General features: G+C 43.7%; 12 protein-coding genes. 7 read left to right on the top strand and 5 right to left on the bottom strand.

Annotation, left to right across the window (positions count from 1 at the left end; genetic code table 11):
- Nucleotides 1–93 precede the first annotated feature (93 nt).
- From K6V30_RS04475 to K6V30_RS04485, 3 genes are all read left to right on the top strand, one after another.
- Nucleotides 94–2142, top strand: a complete 2049-nt coding sequence (locus K6V30_RS04475) for a helix-hairpin-helix domain-containing protein (protein ID WP_055269297.1) — start codon at nt 94–96, stop codon at nt 2140–2142.
- Nucleotides 2143–2222: 80 nt separating this feature from the next.
- The gene (locus tag K6V30_RS04480; RefSeq protein WP_010535925.1) at nt 2223–2996 is read left to right on the top strand and encodes a radical SAM protein; all 774 of its coding nucleotides are present in this window, start codon (nt 2223–2225) and stop codon (nt 2994–2996) included.
- A 291-nt stretch (nt 2997–3287) separates the two neighbouring features.
- Nucleotides 3288–7172 carry a TIM-barrel domain-containing protein gene (locus tag K6V30_RS04485; RefSeq protein ID WP_055269298.1) on the top strand — a complete coding sequence of 1295 codons (3885 nt, stop codon included), beginning with the start codon at nt 3288–3290 and terminating at the stop codon, nt 7170–7172.
- 238 nt (nt 7173–7410) lie between these two features.
- Here the strand turns inward: K6V30_RS04485 and K6V30_RS04490 are convergent, their stop codons facing one another.
- On the bottom strand, nt 7411–7743 hold the full coding sequence (locus K6V30_RS04490; RefSeq protein ID WP_029425153.1) for a hypothetical protein: 333 nt from the start codon (nt 7741–7743) through the stop codon (nt 7411–7413).
- A gap of 861 nt (nt 7744–8604) precedes the next feature.
- Nucleotides 8605–10038 carry a sialate O-acetylesterase gene (locus K6V30_RS04495; RefSeq protein ID WP_055269299.1) on the bottom strand — a complete coding sequence of 478 codons (1434 nt, stop codon included), beginning with the start codon at nt 10036–10038 and terminating at the stop codon, nt 8605–8607.
- 260 nt (nt 10039–10298) lie between these two features.
- Between K6V30_RS04495 and K6V30_RS04500 the strand changes: the two genes are divergently transcribed.
- A complete protein-coding gene (locus K6V30_RS04500; RefSeq protein ID WP_055269300.1) occupies nt 10299–11429 on the top strand; it encodes an acyltransferase family protein in 1131 nt (376 codons plus the stop codon).
- A gap of 251 nt (nt 11430–11680) precedes the next feature.
- On the opposite strand, the gene K6V30_RS04505 is transcribed toward K6V30_RS04500, so the two are convergent.
- A complete protein-coding gene (locus K6V30_RS04505; protein WP_010535930.1) occupies nt 11681–13360 on the bottom strand; it encodes a SulP family inorganic anion transporter in 1680 nt (559 codons plus the stop codon).
- Nucleotides 13361–13605: 245 nt separating this feature from the next.
- Between K6V30_RS04505 and rbr the strand changes: the two genes are divergently transcribed.
- A complete protein-coding gene (rbr, locus tag K6V30_RS04510; protein WP_010535931.1) occupies nt 13606–14184 on the top strand; it encodes a rubrerythrin in 579 nt (192 codons plus the stop codon).
- 81 nt (nt 14185–14265) lie between these two features.
- Here rbr and K6V30_RS04515 read toward each other — a convergent pair whose 3' ends face one another.
- Nucleotides 14266–14541: a DUF4884 domain-containing protein gene (locus K6V30_RS04515; protein ID WP_029425154.1), complete on the bottom strand. Its 276-nt coding sequence runs from the start codon at nt 14539–14541 to the stop codon at nt 14266–14268.
- A gap of 2 nt (nt 14542–14543) precedes the next feature.
- Complete coding sequence (nadB, locus tag K6V30_RS04520) at nt 14544–16115, bottom strand: L-aspartate oxidase (protein WP_010535933.1); 1572 nt, start codon at nt 16113–16115, stop codon at nt 14544–14546.
- A gap of 106 nt (nt 16116–16221) precedes the next feature.
- On the opposite strand from nadB, the gene K6V30_RS04525 reads away from it, so the two are divergent.
- Both K6V30_RS04525 and lpdA read left to right on the top strand, forming a co-directional pair.
- Nucleotides 16222–16617, top strand: coding sequence for a PH domain-containing protein (locus tag K6V30_RS04525; protein WP_010535934.1), 396 nt, complete (start codon nt 16222–16224; stop codon nt 16615–16617).
- Nucleotides 16618–16628: 11 nt separating this feature from the next.
- Nucleotides 16629–17972 (top strand): dihydrolipoyl dehydrogenase, encoded by a 1344-nt coding sequence (gene lpdA / locus K6V30_RS04530; protein ID WP_010535935.1) that lies wholly within the window; start codon nt 16629–16631, stop codon nt 17970–17972.
- Nucleotides 17973–18030: the final 58 nt, after the last annotated feature.

Here is an 18030-nt window from a genome sequence, read left to right on the forward strand (position 1 = left end):
ATTATTCAGATATTTCTTTTAGACGTTAACCTATTTAAAGTATCTTTGCGCCCTTGTCTGTAAAAACGCAAGGTACAAACAAATAATTTATTAATGAAAACTACTCAACTATTTCGGTTGATAAGTATTATAAACAGCCTGTTCATTATTCCTGCTTGTAGTGCTCAAAACCCTTCTCAAAGTATTATAGAAGATATTTTTGAAGATTTATCTGTTAATAATAGTGTTGATAATGCTGTTAATGAACCCAACTGGGAGAATGAATTGGAAGAACTGTCCGTCCGTCTTCACGAACCTGTAGATTTAAACCGGGCTACCCGTCAACAACTGGAACAATTTCCTTTTCTCAGTGATATTCAGATTGAACATCTGCTGGCCTATATATATGTGCACGGGCAAATGGAGACCCTTTATGAACTTCAGTTAATAGAGGATATGGACAGGCAGACCATTCAGTATCTATTGCCTTTCGTATGTATCAAAGCTATTAACAATGAGTCGTCTTTTCGGTGGAAAACTATGTTGAAAAGCGCTATGAAGTATGGGAAGAATGAAGTTCTAACTCGCATAGATATACCGTTTTACAAGCGGAAAGGTTATGAACATACCTATTTGGGACCTTCTGTTTATAACTCTGTTAAGTATGCTTTCCGTTATCGCGACCAGCTCTATGCAGGTCTCGTTGCGGAGAAGGATGCCGGAGAACCTTTCTTTGCTCTGCACAATCGTCAAGGGTATGATTATTATTCTTTTTATCTCTTACTCAAAGATTGTGGGCGGTTAAAAACATTGTCTGTTGGTAACTATCGGTTAAGTTTCGGACAGGGGCTGGTGATTAGCACGGATTACTTACTGGGAAAGACCGTATATGCCTCTTCTTTCAACACCCGCAGCGGAGGAATCAAGAAACATTCTTCTACTGACGAAACTAATTATTTTCGGGGAGCGGCGGCAACTGTAAGCATTACAAAACAATGGAGTGTATCCGGCTTTTACTCACACCGTTCGCTGGACGGTGTGCTGACCGATGGCGAAATAACTTCTATCTACAAAACCGGACTACACCGCAGTCAGAAAGAAGCCGATAAGAAGAATCTATTCACCATGCAGCTGACCGGTGGAAACGTAAGTTATCAACAAAACCGTATCCGTCTGGGTATCACCGGAATTTACTATGTTTTCAACCGACCTTATGAACCGCAATTAACAGGTTATTCCCAATACAACATTCATGGAAATCAGTTCTACAATTTGGGGATAGACTATGCCTGTCGCTGGCATCGTTTTTCTTTTCAAGGAGAGACGGCTATGGGAAAACAAGGCAGTGCTACTTTGAACCGTCTTCAGTATTCACCGGTGGAAGGAACTCAGTTGATGATCGTACAACGATACTATTCATATAATTATTGGGCTATGTTCGCCCATTCTTTTGGGGAAGGAAGTACGGTTCAGAATGAACAGGGGTATTATCTGGGATTGGAAACCTCTCCTTTTCGGCACTGGCACTTCTTTGCTTCCTTCGATCTGTTTTCTTTCCCGTGGAAGAAATACCGGATCAGCCAGCCTTCCCATGGCGTAGACGGATTGTTTCAGGCTACGTTTACTCCGCACAGTCATCTGACGATGTACTTAAAATATCGATATAAACAGAAAGAACGTGACTTGACAGATAGCAAAGAAAAACTAACGCTTCCTATTTTTCATCACCAACTCCGATATCGTTTGAACTATTTTGGGGGAGATGTGTTTAGCAGTCGTACAACTTTAGATTACAACCATTTTCATTCTCAAGACAGGGCTGCTAGTAAAGGATATCAAGTTACACAAATGATATCCTCCCAACTGCCTTGGACCAGGCTGTTTGCTGACGTTCAAGGCAGTTATTTTTCTACAGACGATTATGACTCGCGTGTTTATGTATCAGAGAAAGGATTGCTTTATACATTTTACACTCCGTCCTTCCAGGGGCGTGGATTCCGTTGTGCCGTCCGTCTGAGATATGAACTGAATGAACATTGGATGTTGATAACTAAGTTCGGAGAAACGATCTATCTCGACCGGAATGAAATAGGTTCCGGCAACGATTTAATACAGGGAAATAAAAAAGCAGACGTACAAATGCAACTTCGTATTAAGTTTTGAAGTATCTTTGCCCTGCATAGGAGAATATCTGAATAGTGTACATTTAATTGTTAATACTAAATCGTCAAATCGTAAATAAAATGACTATTATTTTTCCTTCCCCCATTTTCGGCCCTGTTCATTCCCGCCGTTTGGGCGTATCTTTGGGAATCAACTTATTGCCGGAAGATGGTAAAGTTTGCTCGTTCGACTGCATTTATTGTGAATGTGGCTTCAATGCCGACCATCGTCCGAAAAAACATCTGCCTGCTCGTGAAGAAGTACGTACCGCTCTCGAAGAAAAGCTGAAAGATATGCAGCAGAACGGTCCTGCTCCCGATGTTCTGACATTTGCCGGAAACGGTGAACCGACTGCTCACCCTCATTTTCCGGAAATCATAGAAGATACACTGGCACTTCGGGATCATTATTTTCCGAAAGCAAAAGTAAGTGTATTGAGTAATTCCACATTTATCGACCGCCCTGCCGTATTCGATGCACTGAACAAGATAGATAACAATATCCTGAAACTGGATACGGTAAACGAAGAATATATTCATCTCCTCGATCGTCCCAATGGAAAATATTCCGTAAGGAAGATTATCGAAAAGATGAAAGAATTCAAGGGCAACTGTATTATTCAGACCATGTTTCTGAAAGGAAGTTATCTGGGAAAAGATATGAATAACACATCCGATGAGTTTGTACTTCCTTGGCTGGAAGCAGTCAAAGAGATTGCCCCGAGGCAAGTAATGATCTATACGATTGACCGGGAAACTCCCGACCATGATCTGCAGAAAGCCACTCACGAAGAGCTGGACCGGATTGTGGATCTGATAAAAGAAACGGGAATTCCGGCAACGGCATCCTATTGACAATTTAACCTGAGAATCATTTTTTAACACGCCTAACAACTAATATTATGAAACACACGAATTTAGTCTTTTATCTTGGCAGGTATTTCCTGAATGCCTGTCACCTTGTTACCCGAATAAAGTGCCATGCTATTGCCCTCCACTTATCCTGATGGGATTTGTGAATAAATAATAATAAAACAGCTCCCGTTTTAGGGTAACTGGAAGATAAAGTGTATTTATCACCGAACGAGTAATATTTTATAATCTGATATTAACAATCTTAATGTCTAATACTTAATAAATAGAATCATGAAAAAAGAAACCCCCTTCTATTTGCGACATTTCAGGCATATTGCCGTTTTACTATTTTTATCTTTGTTTTCCTTTTTATCTATACAAGCATCCGTAACTTCGGATCAGAGTGACGTTTCTTCGGCAGCCGTCCGGCAGGAACAGACATCGGGCATTCTCCGTGCGGAGAAAATAAATCCGACGACGGTTGATGTATTGTTCTCAAACCGGCAACGGATGACTATCGACTTTTACGGAGAAAATATTTTCCGTGTCTTTCAGGACAATTCCGGCGGTGTCATTCGTGATCCCGAGGCAAAGCCGGAAGCACAGATACTTGTCGACCAGCCCCGGCGCAAAGTTTCCGGACTGACGGTGGAAGAGAAAGGAGGAGATATCACCCTGACTACCGCCAGAGTACGGATTGAATTGAATAAGCAGACCGGACTGATGAAAGTCTTTAATCTGTTGACAAATAAATGCGTCATCGAAGAAGTCGCTCCGGTAGCATTCGGTCCTAAAGAAGTGACCGTGACATTGAAAGAGAATCCCGAAGAATACTTCTATGGAGGTGGTGTGCAAAACGGACGCTTCTCTCATAAAGGCAAAGTCATTGCCATCGAAAACCAGAATAGCTGGACAGATGGCGGAGTGGCCTCTCCTACTCCTTTCTACTGGTCCACCAATGGCTACGGAATGATGTGGTACACTTTCAAAAAAGGCGGGTACGACTTTGGAGCAACAGAAAAAAACAAAGTGAAACTATCTCACAATTCTTCTTACCTTGATATTTTTTATATGGTCAACGACGGAGCCGTTTCCTTGTTGAATGATTTCTATCAGTTGACGGGGAACCCCGTTCTGTTGCCCAAATTCGGTTTTTACGAAGGACATCTCAACGCCTACAATCGTGACTACTGGAAGGAAGACGAAAAAGGAATTCTCTTTGAAGACGGAAAGCGTTATAAGGAAAGCCAGAAAGATAATGGCGGTATCAAAGAGTCTCTGAACGGCGAAAAGAACAATTACCAATTTTCGGCACGTGCTGTGATCGACCGTTACAAGAATCAGGATATGCCTCTCGGATGGTTACTTCCGAATGACGGTTACGGAGCCGGATACGGACAGACGGAAACACTGGACGGCAATATTGCCAATCTGAAAAGTCTCGGAGATTATGCCCGCAAAAACGGTGTGGAAATAGGGCTCTGGACACAGTCGGACTTGCATCCGAAAGAAGGTGTAAGTGCCTTGTTGCAGCGTGATATCGTGAAAGAAGTCCGTGATGCCGGCGTGCGTGTACTGAAAACTGACGTGGCATGGGTAGGAGCCGGTTATTCCTTCGGATTGAATGGAGTGGCGGACGTAGGACATATTATGCCTTATTATGGCAGTGATGCCCGTCCATTTATCATCTCTCTGGATGGCTGGGCAGGCACGCAACGCTATGCCGGAATCTGGTCGGGCGACCAGACAGGCGGTGTCTGGGAATATATCCGTTTCCACATCCCGACCTATATCGGTTCCGGTCTGTCCGGCCAGCCGAACATTTGTTCGGATATGGACGGTATCTTCGGTGGAAAAAACGAAGTAGTCAATATACGTGATTTCCAATGGAAAACATTTACTCCTATGCAGTTGAATATGGATGGCTGGGGAGCCAACGAAAAGTACCCCCATGCTTTAGGCGAACCGGCTACATCCATTAACCGCATGTATCTGAAACTGAAATCCGAACTGATGCCTTACGCTTATAGCTTTGCCAAGGAAGCGGTAGACGGAATGCCGCTGATCCGTGCCATGTTCCTGGACTATCCGAATCCGTATACTTATGGTACGGCTACCTGTTACCAGTATATGTACGGTACGGATTTTCTCGTAGCACCTGTCTATCAGGCAACCAAAGCCGATAAGGAAGGCAATGATATCCGTAACGGCATCTATCTGCCCGAAGGTACATGGATTGATTATTTCACCGGTGAGAAATACGAAGGCAACTGTATCCTCAACAATTTTGAAACACCTATTTGGAAGTTGCCTGTATTTGTAAAAAGCGGAGCGATTATTCCCATGACTCATCCCAATAATAATGTCAGCGAGATAGATCCCTCCCTCCGTATCTACGAACTTTACCCGAACCGACACATGGCAACCGTGGAATACGATGACGATGGTGTGACCGAAGCCTACAAACGCGAACAGTCAGTTTCCACTATCATCGAGTCCAACGTAGATAAAAAGAACCGCCTTACCGTTACCATTCACCCGACTGCCGGAAACTTTGACGGCTTTGTGAAAGAAAAAAGGACGGAACTGCGTATCAACGTCACAGAGAAACCGAAGAAACTTTCTGCCCGGATCAATAACAAGACGGTAAAACTGACAGAAGTAAACACCCCCGAAGATTATCGTAAAGGTGAGAATGTGTACTGGTATGAAGCTGCCCCTGACTTGAATAAGTTTGCAACCAAAGGCAGCGAATTTGAAAAAGTAGTCATCACAAAGAATCCGCTGGTGCATGCTAAATTAGCGTCTGTCGATGTGACCGCCAATCAGGTGGTACTGAACATGGAAGGTTTCCGCTTCGAACCGGCTGACCGCCATCGTGTATCGACAGGGGTGCTGACTGCCCCGCAGAATTTCCGTATAACGGAAGAAAATAGAGAAGCATATACCTTGAAACCTACTTGGGACAAACTGGCTAATGCTGATTTCTACGAAATCGAGTTTAACGGAATGCTTTATACTACCATACGTGATACGGAATTGCTGTTTGAAGATCTGGAAGCGGATACCCCCTATTCTTTCAAACTCCGTGCAGTCAATAAAGACGGCGTTTCCGACTGGGCGGAACTCCAGGTGAAGACAAAGACGAACCCGTTGGAATTTGCTATTCAGGGCATTGAAGGAGAATCAACGGCAGCTGCACAAGGCGGAGCCGGTGTGAACCGCTTGTTCGACTTTGCAGAATCCGGAGATAACTGGCACACGAAGTATAATGTAAGTGCAGTTCCGTTCGATTTGATTATCGACCTCAAAACGGTTAACCAACTGGATAAATTCCATTATCTGCCACGTACGGATGCCGGAAACGGTACACTGCTGAAAGGTTCCGTATCTTACAGCATGGACAAGGAACACTGGACGGAAGCCGGAGCATTCGACTGGAAGCGGGATGCTGACGTGAAAGTCTTTGAGTTTACCGCTCATCCTACGGCACGTTACATCAAACTCAGCATTACGGCAGGTGTAGGCAATTATGGTTCCGGTCGTGAGCTGTATGTATTCAAAGTACCGGGAACGGCAAGTTATCTGCAAGGAGACATCAACAATGATGGCAAGATCGACCGCAACGACCTGATTTCGTATATGAACTACACGGGCCTGCGTCGCGGAGATTCGGACTTCGAAGGATACATCAGCAAGGGAGACATCAACCTGAATGACTTGATAGATGCCTATGACATTTCTGTCGTGGCCACTCAACTTGACGGTGGTGTCGACAGGAAAGCTACGGAGAAAGTATCGGGTTCTCTGTCCATCAGTACTCCGAAGAAGCTGTATCAAAAGGACGAAATCGTTGAAATCCGTGTGAAAGGCAATGAGCTGAAGTCGGTGAATGCCCTTAGTTTTGCTCTGCCTTACGACCAGAATGACTATGAATTTGTAGGTGTGGAACCGTTGAACATGAAAGCCATGGAGAACCTGACTTACGACCGATTGCATACGAATGGCGTGAAATCTCTCTATCCTACTTTCGTCAATATGGGAAAACAGGAATCACTCGAAGGTTCGGAAGATTTGTTCATACTGAAACTGAAAGCGAAACGGAAAGTGAAGTTTGAACTGACTTTGAAAGACGGAATGCTGGTTGATAAGCGACTGAGGATGCATTCATTTTAAAATGTGCTTCATGTAAAGCATTGATATATAAAATAAAAAGAGGATGCCTGTGGGGAAACTGTGGGCATCCTCTTTGAGAGACAGACGGGAAGGAGTACTTTCACAAGCAGTCCTTCAGTCTGCTACCTCCACATATTTAATCTGGTTAGGATTATTGAATGGTCTCTTTTATTAATAAATGTATTGAACATCTCTTCTTGGGGGAGTGAGCATCATCTATTCTCTTGGATAATAATCTTTATTCAATTGCACGCAAACTGATTAGTTCCAGCCATTTATTCATACTCAGGTCAATACCTCCTTTGGCTAAATATTGAATAGCTTTTTTATAATGCGGGTTGTCTTGTTCTCCAAATAAATTGTTACTTAGTTCCCCAAGATTATAATAAAGACGTGCCATCTGCATATAGTCCAGCATGGTATAATTTTCATCGACAGCTCCGTCAACCAAACGGTTCAACAGGTTATAAGCAATTCCTTTTTCTTCTTCCGATAATTCGGAGAGTGGAGACTGAAGGAGTTTAGTGGATTGCATTAACCGAATAATGTCCTTTTTGAAATCTGATTGCATGTTTTGTCAGGTTGCCGCATCAGTTTCCTGTTGGTGCGTGATTTATAAAAAAGAGGACGTGGAAACTATCTACTTATGCCACCATAGGTATCCACTACGACCCTTCCACGACATAAGTGATAGTCCCACGCCCAATTTGGTATATAACAAAGTTTATATACAATTGTGCGCGAGACCCGTCACTCATTGTCACTCGTGGATAAAATTAGTGGATTCTATGGTGAGTGCAATAAATAACCGTTCTCAATACAAAATTTAAAAGCTTTCTTTCTACAAGCGAAAGTAAGCATGTGACAAAAGTAGTAATAAATATTTGTAAAGCAAATAATATTGTTTTATAATTTGGGTGTAATAATAAAGAGAAATGATAGTCGGTGTCATTCAATTAATTGATTCTCATTTCAATTTTACTGCAATAGCGGGCAAAACTTTATGGTTCATTGAGCGAAATCATGAGGACGATTTACTTGTTTCTTCCGTATGAATTAATGATTTCTCCTTATCTATTTAGTCATTTCTTCTTCATCTATTCATGTGATGCACTTGTGTAACTGTCGTGTTGCAGAAGTGTAATCAATCAGTTGCACAAGTCTGTCTGAATGATTGCTTAAGTAAAAATAGATACTATCCAGGAATAAGTAATTAATGTGCTGATATCTTGTTTGTTACAGGAAAAGTGCAGTTTTCTCATAGAGAAAGATAAAAACGTCCTATAGTTTTTTGTGAACTTCTCTTAAAAAAGAGGACTTTTGAGGGATAAATAATTGATTAGTAGCTCTGTGACATTTTTGTTTTTCCCTGTATAATACTTAAGATAAAGACAAAAATGTCACAGGTTATTGGAGGCGTTCCGGAGAGTTCTTATTTTACATCATCCCATGTATCCGTCCGGAATGGGAAAGCAGCTATACCCAACGTATTACGTAAGGTGATATGGTCAACATAATTGCGGAAAGCATATCGAACGGCTACCGGTTGGGTAACTTGGTCACTCCATACCTCTACGTTTCTTGTGCGGCCTGCAATTCGTGCTTTTGCCGGATAAAACTTCTTATCGGCTCCTGCAATCTCAAAACCTTCCAATTCACAGTTGCCCGGTGCAAGTCCGTAGGGAGCATTGTCAAGTGTAACAATGGCTTTATTGCCGGAATATTCTACCTTTGTCATCATCGGTCCGGTAGATGGTAATTTATGGAGACCGTATGTTTTGGTCAGTGCGAGATTAGCCAATCGAAGTCCTACTACGTTTTTCTGAGGAGGATGAATGCAGAACTCGTCGCCGACATCTATTGTAGGAATCATTCCGGAGTTGGGAATAGTCTTCAATGCTTTCATTTGTGCTTCCTGCAATAAGGCGGAATTTATGTTCCGGCTGTTTCCGTATTTGTGCGGGGCAATCTGGACATAATAAAAAGGCATATCCGGTGCTTCCCATACATTTCTCCAGAGCTGAACCATTGCTGTCATCATCGGGGCGTAGAGCTGATAGTTGAATATATTCGATTCTCCTTGATACCAAAGGAAACCACGTGCTGTATAGTTTTTCACGGGCAATAACATAATATTATACAGGCATTGTAGCCGGCTGTTCGTATCCAGTTTGGGATTTTTGGCAGCTTCTATGTTTGCACCTTCCACAGAAGCCAGCGTTTCTTCCGTCATCCATGCCTCAATCCGTGAACCTCCCCAGCTATTGATGACCAGTCCTACAGGGAGATGGAGCGTTTCAGTCAATTGTTTGGCGAAGAAGTAACCCGCGGCACTACAATCCATCGTTGTTTCGGGCGAAGAAACTTCCCATTTTGCTCCTTCGAAGTCTGCCCGTTCTTTCACTCCTTTTGTTCTGGGAACGGTGATAAAACGGATACGGTCGCGATAGTTGCCTGCATTCAGAAGGGTTTCTAACGAATGGTCGATAGGTTGCCCCATATTTCCTTTCATAGTCATTTCCATATTGGACTGACCGGAGCATATCCATACTTCCCCTATTAATATATCTGATAGAGTGGTGCGAGTGCCGTCACTGATCGTGATGGAATAAGGCGTGTAACTTCCGGCAGGAGTGTCGACCTTGACCAGCCAGGCCCCGTCCTTGTCTGGTGTTACCTTGTAAGTCCGGTTGTTCCAGGAAGTAGTGACAGTCACTTTTTTACCGTCTGCCCATCCCCATAGTTTGACAGAACTGTTTTGTTGGAGTACCATGTGATCTCCCATCATGGCAGGAAGCCTCACTTTGCCTTGTGCAAGTGAAAAGAATAAAAGAGAAAGTGTAAAAATCAGGAAATGTTTTTTCATACTATTGTTTCATTAATTAGAATTTGATAAATACTTCATTAGGTATGGGACAAAATTACAATCTAATTTGAATATGGAATAATACTATTTAGTCATTCTCTGACAGATTTTGGTCGATTTATTCAAATCTTGCTTCTCTTCCACTGGTTCAATTTCCTTCCCCATAGGCTTGCCGGAGAAAGAAGTTTTGAATACATTTGTATTAAGATGCGTTACAGTTCATGTTTCCTGGGATACTATTTGAATAATATATTAATACTATGAGTAAAAAATCAGAGAATAACACATCCAGACTTGCTTCTCTGGATATTCTTCGCGGTTTTGATTTATTTCTTCTTGTCTTTTTTCAGCCGGTGTTTGCAGCATTGGTGCGACAGTTGAATCTGCCATTTCTCAATGATATCCTTTATCAGTTTGACCATGAAGTGTGGGAAGGGTTTCGTTTCTGGGACCTTGTGATGCCGTTGTTCCTGTTTATGACAGGAGCTTCGATGCCGTTTTCACTGTCTAAGTACATCGGGACTTCCGGCAGTTACCGGCCTGTCTACCGGAGGATTCTGAAACGGGTATTTCTGCTGTTTGTATTTGGGATGATTGTTCAGGGAAATCTGCTGGGACTGGATGGCAAGCATATTTATCTCTATTCAAACACTTTGCAGTCTATTGCTGTCGGCTATCTTATTGCGGCAGTCATCCAGTTGCATTTTTCGTTCAAGTGGCAGATAGGAATAACCTTATTGTTGCTTTTCGTGTACTGGATTCCTATGACATTTTTGGGTGACTTTACACCGGCGGGAAACTTTGCGGAGCAGGTAGACAGATGGGTATTGGGTCGCTTCAGAGATGGCGTCTATTGGAATGAAGACGGAACCTGGAGCTTTTCACCCTATTACAATTACACATGGATATGGAGCAGCCTGACATTCGGAGTGACTGTCATGCTCGGAGCCTTTGCCGGAAAAATAATGAAAGAAGGAAAGGCGGACCGTAAAAGGGTGGTACAGGTATTGTCGGTCGTTGGAGTGCTTCTGATAGGGCTGGCGATGCTCTGGAGTTTGCAGATGCCCGTCATCAAACGTTTGTGGACAGGTAGCATGACGTTGCTGTCCGGTGGTTATTGCTTTTTGCTGATGGCCCTGTTTTATTACTGGATTGACTATAAAGGACACAGCCGTGGGCTGAACTGGCTGAAAATATACGGCATGAACTCTATCACGGCTTACCTGCTGGGTGAAGTGGTAAACTTCCGTTGTATGGCTGATTCGGTTAGCTACGGGCTGAAACAATATATAGGAGATTATTATCCCGTATGGCTCACGTTTGCTAATTATCTGATTCTTTTCTTCCTGTTGAGAATGATGTATAAACGTGGTCTGTTTTTAAAAGTCTGATGAAGTAATGGGTATACAAAAAAGACAGCTGGGTGTCGGGTTGCATTAGCGGATAAATCGGGCGAATACATTTTTATGGAATAGAATTTTAGTATATTCTCATTCCGGGATGTATTATTAGAGAAGGTCCGTCTTATAAACGAACCTGATTGTGCAGCTTATAACTTGACACCCCCTCAAATAAAAAGAGCCATTTAACCCGGTCATCAGGTTTAAAATGGCTCTTTCTTTATTTTATTATCTGTCGTTTTTTACTGCATCACTTCTTTGGCTCTGTCCAGTGCTACATAGATATTCGGACAAATGTTCTCTTTTCCCAGCAATTCATAGAATCCTGATTTTTCCAGTACTTTGTGTACCTTTTCATTGACTCCGGAAAGGATGACGGTCGTCTTTTCCCTCTTTGACATTTCGCATAGCGTAGTCAGGTTGTGGATACCGGTAGAATCGATGAACGGTATTTTACGCATACGGATGATACGCACATCCGGGCGGTCGCCCAGTTGCGACATGGTTTCTTCAAACTTTGTGGCGATGCCGAAGAAATAAGGCCCGTTGATTTCATACACTTCCACCCCTTTGGGGATGATGATGTTCTCTTCATTCACGGCAATATCCGATTCCTTGTTCGGGTCGATTTCGTCTGTGATTACGGAGATTTCTGTAGTCTCCATGACACGTTTCATGAAGAGGACACAGGCAATGATCAATCCTATTTCGATGGCGACTGTCAAATCGAAGATAACGGTAAGGAAGAAAGTGATCAGCAATACGGTAACATCCGATTTTGGATTTTTCAGTAATGCCTTGAAGACTCTCCATCCGCTCATATTATAAGATACAATCACCAGTACTCCGGCCAGACATGCCATCGGAATGTATTGAGCCAGCGGCATCAGGAACAGAAGAATCAGCAACAGTACTACTGCATGGATAATTCCGGCAATGGGAGTTTTACCTCCGTTGTTGATGTTGGTCATTGTGCGGGCAATCGCTCCGGTAGCGGGAATACCTCCGAACAAAGGAGCTACGATGTTGGCGGCTCCCTGTGCGATAAGTTCCGTGTTGGAGTCGTGGCGGTCGCCGATCACACCGTCCGCTACGGTGGCGGATAACAAAGATTCGATAGCTCCCAGCACAGCGATGGTAATAGCTACCGGAAACAATTCTCTGATAGCTTCCCAGTTGAGGGCAGGCACTACAGCATCGGGCAACTCCGACTTGATAGTAAACCGGTCACCGATAGTCTGGATGCAGTCGATTCCGCCATAGGTCTTCATCAGATAAACGGCAAGTGTCACCACTACAATGGCGATCAGCGAACCGGGAATTTTTTTGGAGAACCGGGGAGTAATCGCTATAATAATGATACTGACAATGCTGACAATTGTATTCCACCAGTTTATTGTGTCGAAATGGTGGAAATAAATCATCCATTTCCCGATAAAATCCCCCGGTACCTTTTCACCTCCGAAGGACAATCCGAAGATATCGGCGATCTGCGTAGTGAAAATAGTAACGGCGATACCACTGGTGAAACCGACAATGATGGGATACGGAATAAACTTGATGACCGCTCCGAGTTTGAATACACCTAACAGTATCAGGATGATACCTGCCATAAGTGTAGCTACAATCAGTCCGGCTTCACCATATTGCTGGATGATGCCGTAGATGATAACGATAAAAGCTCCTGTCGGTCCGCCGATCTGGACCTTGCTTCCTCCCATCAGAGAGATGATGAATCCGGCAATGATAGCGGTGATAATACCTTTTTCGGGCGATACTCCCGAAGCAATACCGAAGGCAATAGCTAACGGAAGTGCCACGATACCGACGATGACACCTGCCATCAGGTCTGCCATAAACGTTTCTTTCGAATAATTCTTTAAACAAGAAACCAATTTGGGTTTAAATTCAAATAACTTCATTTCTGTGAATTGTTACATGTGCTTTTGCTATTTTGTAAAGTAGAGGTTGCAAAATTACATAAAATAATCGAGATAAGTATGTTTAGCAACATGCTATTTGATTGTTGATAGGTTTTGTCTATGAGTTGATAGTTTTTATTCATTAAGAAAAGGAGACTTATTACGAACAAATCTCTTATATTTGCGTTATAAGTAGTACGACAAGTTACGTTTGGTAATAACCAATTTTAAAATATAATAGAATTATGACTAAGAGTATCAAAGGAACCCAGACAGAGAAAAATCTGTTGACTTCATTCGCGGGAGAATCACAGGCAAGAATGCGTTACACTTATTTTGCAAGTGTTGCAAAGAAGGAAGGTTACGAACAAATTTCAGCAATCTTCACAGAAACAGCTGATCAGGAAAAGGAACACGCAAAACGTATGTTCAAGTTCCTGGAAGGTGGCATGGTTGAAATTACTGCCAGCTATCCGGCTGGTGTGATCGGCAATACACTCGAAAATCTTCGCGCTGCCGCTGCCGGCGAACACGAAGAATGGTCACTGGATTACCCTCACTTCGCAGATGTAGCAGAACAGGAAGGTTTCCCGATGATTGCTGCTATGTATCGTAATATCTCAATCGCTGAGAAAGGTCATGAAGAAAGATATCTGGCTTTCGTGAACAACATCGAAAATATGACTGTATTCGCTAAAGAAGGCGAAGTAGTATGGCAGTGCCGTAACTGCGGTTATATCGAAATCGGTAAGGAAGCTCCTGAAGTTTGCCCGGCATGTCTGCATCCGCAAGCATATTTCGAAGTGAAGAAAGAAAACTATTAATAGAAGCGTTTATTAGATAAAAAAATGCCACTTGCGGAAATTCTGCAAGCGGCATTTTTTTTATGGTTAGAAACTTGTCTTTTATCTGACAGTATCTTCTTTGTGGAACGTTACAGTCCTTTCAGCCGTAGAATCGTTTTTGATGCTGGTCACATCGCCTTTTGTCGTAAAGTATACATCGTTTCCCCTATCCGTAAAGCGATAGACTTTGACTCCGTCATGCTCGAACAGATAACTGATTTTGTAAGTTTCATTATTTTCCGCTTTTCCTTGTTTCAAAGGAATACTGGGAGGATAGCAGGAAGATATCCCTGCCATAATGATTAAAAGAATAAATAGTTTAGTTAGTGTTTTCACGATTACTTTTTTGCATGTGGATAATCAATCGTATAATGTAATCCGCGGCTTTCTTTGCGTTCCATTGCCTGGCGCATAATCAGATAGCCAACATTGACCATATTACGCAATTCGCAGATCTCTCTGGAAGCTACGCTGCGTTTGAACAAACTTTCAGTCTCTTCGTAGATAATATCCAGTCGGTCCCAGGCACGCTTCAGACGAAGATCACTGCGGACAATACCTACGTAGGTACTCATAATCTGGTTGACTTCTTTCATGCTTTGTGTGATCAGGACCATTTCTTCCGGTGAGCGTGTTCCCTCATCGTTCCATTCGGGGATAGCTTCGTTGTAAGCATACTGGTCTACCACTTCCAGGCTATGTTTGGCGGCGGCATCGGCATATACGACAGCTTCGATCAGTGAGTTGGAAGCCAGACGGTTGCCGCCGTGAAGTCCGGTGCAAGAGCATTCTCCCACGGCATAAAGGCGTTCGATGGAAGATTGCCCGTTCAGGTCTACGAGGATACCGCCGCAAAGATAATGGGCAGCCGGAGCTACCGGGATATAGTCCTTGGTGATGTCGATACCCAGGCTGAGGCATTTCTCGTAGATATTGGGGAAATGTTTCTTTGTTTCTTCCGGGTCTTTGTGGGTAACGTCCAGATAGACGTGGTCGTCTCCCCGGTTTTTCATTTCGTTGTCGATGGCACGGGCGACGATATCACGCGGGGCAAGTGAAAGACGTGGATCATATTTCTGCATGAATTCTTTGCCGTCCATTGTACGGAGTACACCACCGTAGCCGCGCATTGCTTCCGTAATCAGGAAAGAAGGGCGGTCGCCCGGATGATAGAGGGCGGTAGGGTGAAATTGTACGAACTCCATGTCCTTTACCGTGCCTTTGGCGCGATAGACCATGGCGATACCGTCTCCGGTAGCGACCAGCGGGTTGGTGGTTGTTTTATAAACGGCCCCTACTCCACCGGTGGCCATTAAAGTCACTTTGGCGAGGTATGTATCTACTTTTCCGGTTTTCGGGTCGAGGATGTAAGCACCGTAACATTTGATGTCCGGTGTCTGGCGGGTAACGGTCACTCCCAAGTGATGCTGTGTCAGGATTTCAACGGCAAACTGGTTCTCAATCACTTCGATGTTCGGATGCCGCTGTACGGCTTTGATCAGGCTGTCCTGAATTTCTGCTCCCGTATTATCTTTATGGTGAAGAATGCGGAATTCGGAATGCCCTCCTTCGCGGTGCAAGTCAAATTCGCCTTTCTCGTTTTTGTCGAAGTCTACCCCCCACTTGATAAGTTCTTCAATTTGCGCAGGCGCTTCGCGCACTACTTTTTCTACTGCTTCACGGTCACTGATCCAGTCTCCTGCAATCATCGTGTCTTCAATGTGTTTGTCGAAATTATCTACCAGAAGGTTGGTGACAGACGCCACCCCTCCTTGGGCGAAGTACGTATTGGCTTCTTCCAGCCCGCTTTTACAGATAAGAGCAACTTTACCTTTGTGCGCTACTTTGAGCGCAAAACTCATACCGGCAATTCCGGAGCCGATAACGAGGAAATCGAATTTTCTTACCATAGTTTTGTTATTTCTCACCGCAAAGCTACAAAATAAGTTACTTCGTTGTTCTTTTCGTTGTCACTAATTCATAAAATTGCTACCTTGCAGGCAAAAAATTGACAAAATGAATCGAATTTTTCATGCCCGCATTGCCTGGTACCACTATTTTCTGTTGCTGGTGCTTACTGTAAATGCCGTCGGCGCTTTGTGGTGTAAATATATCTTGCCGGCAGTGCTGTTGATGCTTCTGCTTATTGTAGTGATCGAACAGATTATTCATACGGTTTATACCGTGTCTGCCGATGGCAATCTGGAGATATCTATGGGACGGTTTATCCGTAAAAAAGTAATCCCCATTGCCGAAATTACCGCTATCAGGAAGTATCATTCCATGAAGTTCGGAAAGTTTTCGGTGACGAACTATGTGTTGATAGAGTATGGAAACGGGAAGTTTGCCTCGGTAATGCCTGTCAAGGAACATGAATTTGTGGAGTTGATTAAAAAGAAAATGGAACAATAAATTCTATATCTATGAAATACCAAGTTATTATCATCGGTGGCGGTCCCGCAGGATATACAGCTGCCGAAACTGCCGGTAAAGCCGGTTTGAGCGTATTGCTGATCGAGAAAAACAGTCTGGGCGGTGTCTGCCTGAATGAAGGATGTATCCCGACAAAAACATTGTTGTATTCGGCCAAGACTTATGACAGTGCGCGGCATGCCTCGAAATATGCGGTGAATGTTTCCGAAGTTTCCTTCGATTTGCCTAAAATCATTGCCCGTAAAAGCAAAGTAGTGCGCAAGTTGGTATTGGGTGTCAAAGCGAAGCTGACTTCCAATAATGTAACGATGGTGACGGGAGAGGCACAGATCATAGATAAGAACACTGTTCGCTGCGGTGAAGAAACCTATGAAACGGAAAATCTGATACTGTGTACGGGTTCCGAAACTTTTATCCCTCCTGTTCCCGGTGTGGAAACGGTGAATTACTGGACACATCGGGATGCGCTGGATAGTAAGGAACTGCCTGCTTCTCTGGTTATTGTCGGTGGTGGAGTAATCGGTATGGAATTTGCGTCATTCTTTAATAGCCTGGGTGTGCAAGTGACGGTGGTAGAGATGATGGATGAGATTCTGGGGGGAATGGATAAAGAACTGTCCGGCCTGCTCCGTGCCGATTATGCGAAGCGGGGTGTTAAGTTTTTGCTCAGCACTAAAGTTGTCGCTTTATCACAGACGGAAGAAGGTGCGGTGGTTTCGTATGAGAATTCGGAAGGAAATGGTAGTGTTACGGCAGAGAAACTATTGATGAGCGTCGGACGTCGTCCCGTGACAAAAGGTTTCGGACTTGAAAATCTGAATCCGGATAAAACCGGGCGTGGTGCTATCAGGGTCAATGAGAAGATGCAGACTTCATTGCCCGGTGTCTATGTTTGCGGTGATCTGACAGGGTTCTCTTTGCTGGCTCATACAGCTGTTCGTGAAGCGGAAGTGGCTGTGCATACTATTCTGGGTAAAGAAGACGCTATGAGTTATCGCGCTATTCCGGGAGTGGTCTATACAAATCCGGAAATTGCCGGAGTCGGTGAGACGGAAGAATCGGCCTCATCAAAAGGCATTACTTATCAGGTAGTGAAACTTCCGATGGCTTATTCCGGTCGTTTCGTTGCAGAGAATGAAGGAGTGAACGGGGTTTGCAAGGTACTGCTGGACGAACAGGAACGGGTGATTGGTGCACACGTACTGGGTAATCCTGCTTCGGAGATTATCACACTTGCCGGAACAGCTATCGAGCTTGGGCTGACTGCTGCCGCATGGAAAAAGATCGTTTTCCCTCATCCTACGGTAGGGGAGATTTTCAGGGAAGCGTTATAATGGTTGCATCGGTTTTGCCGCAAGTTATCAGGCACGGGGGGATTCTTCATTATGTGCT

Origin of the sequence: Bacteroides faecis (genome assembly GCF_020091505.1) — a bacterium.
Classification (GTDB): Bacteria; Bacteroidota; Bacteroidia; order Bacteroidales; family Bacteroidaceae; genus Bacteroides; species Bacteroides faecis.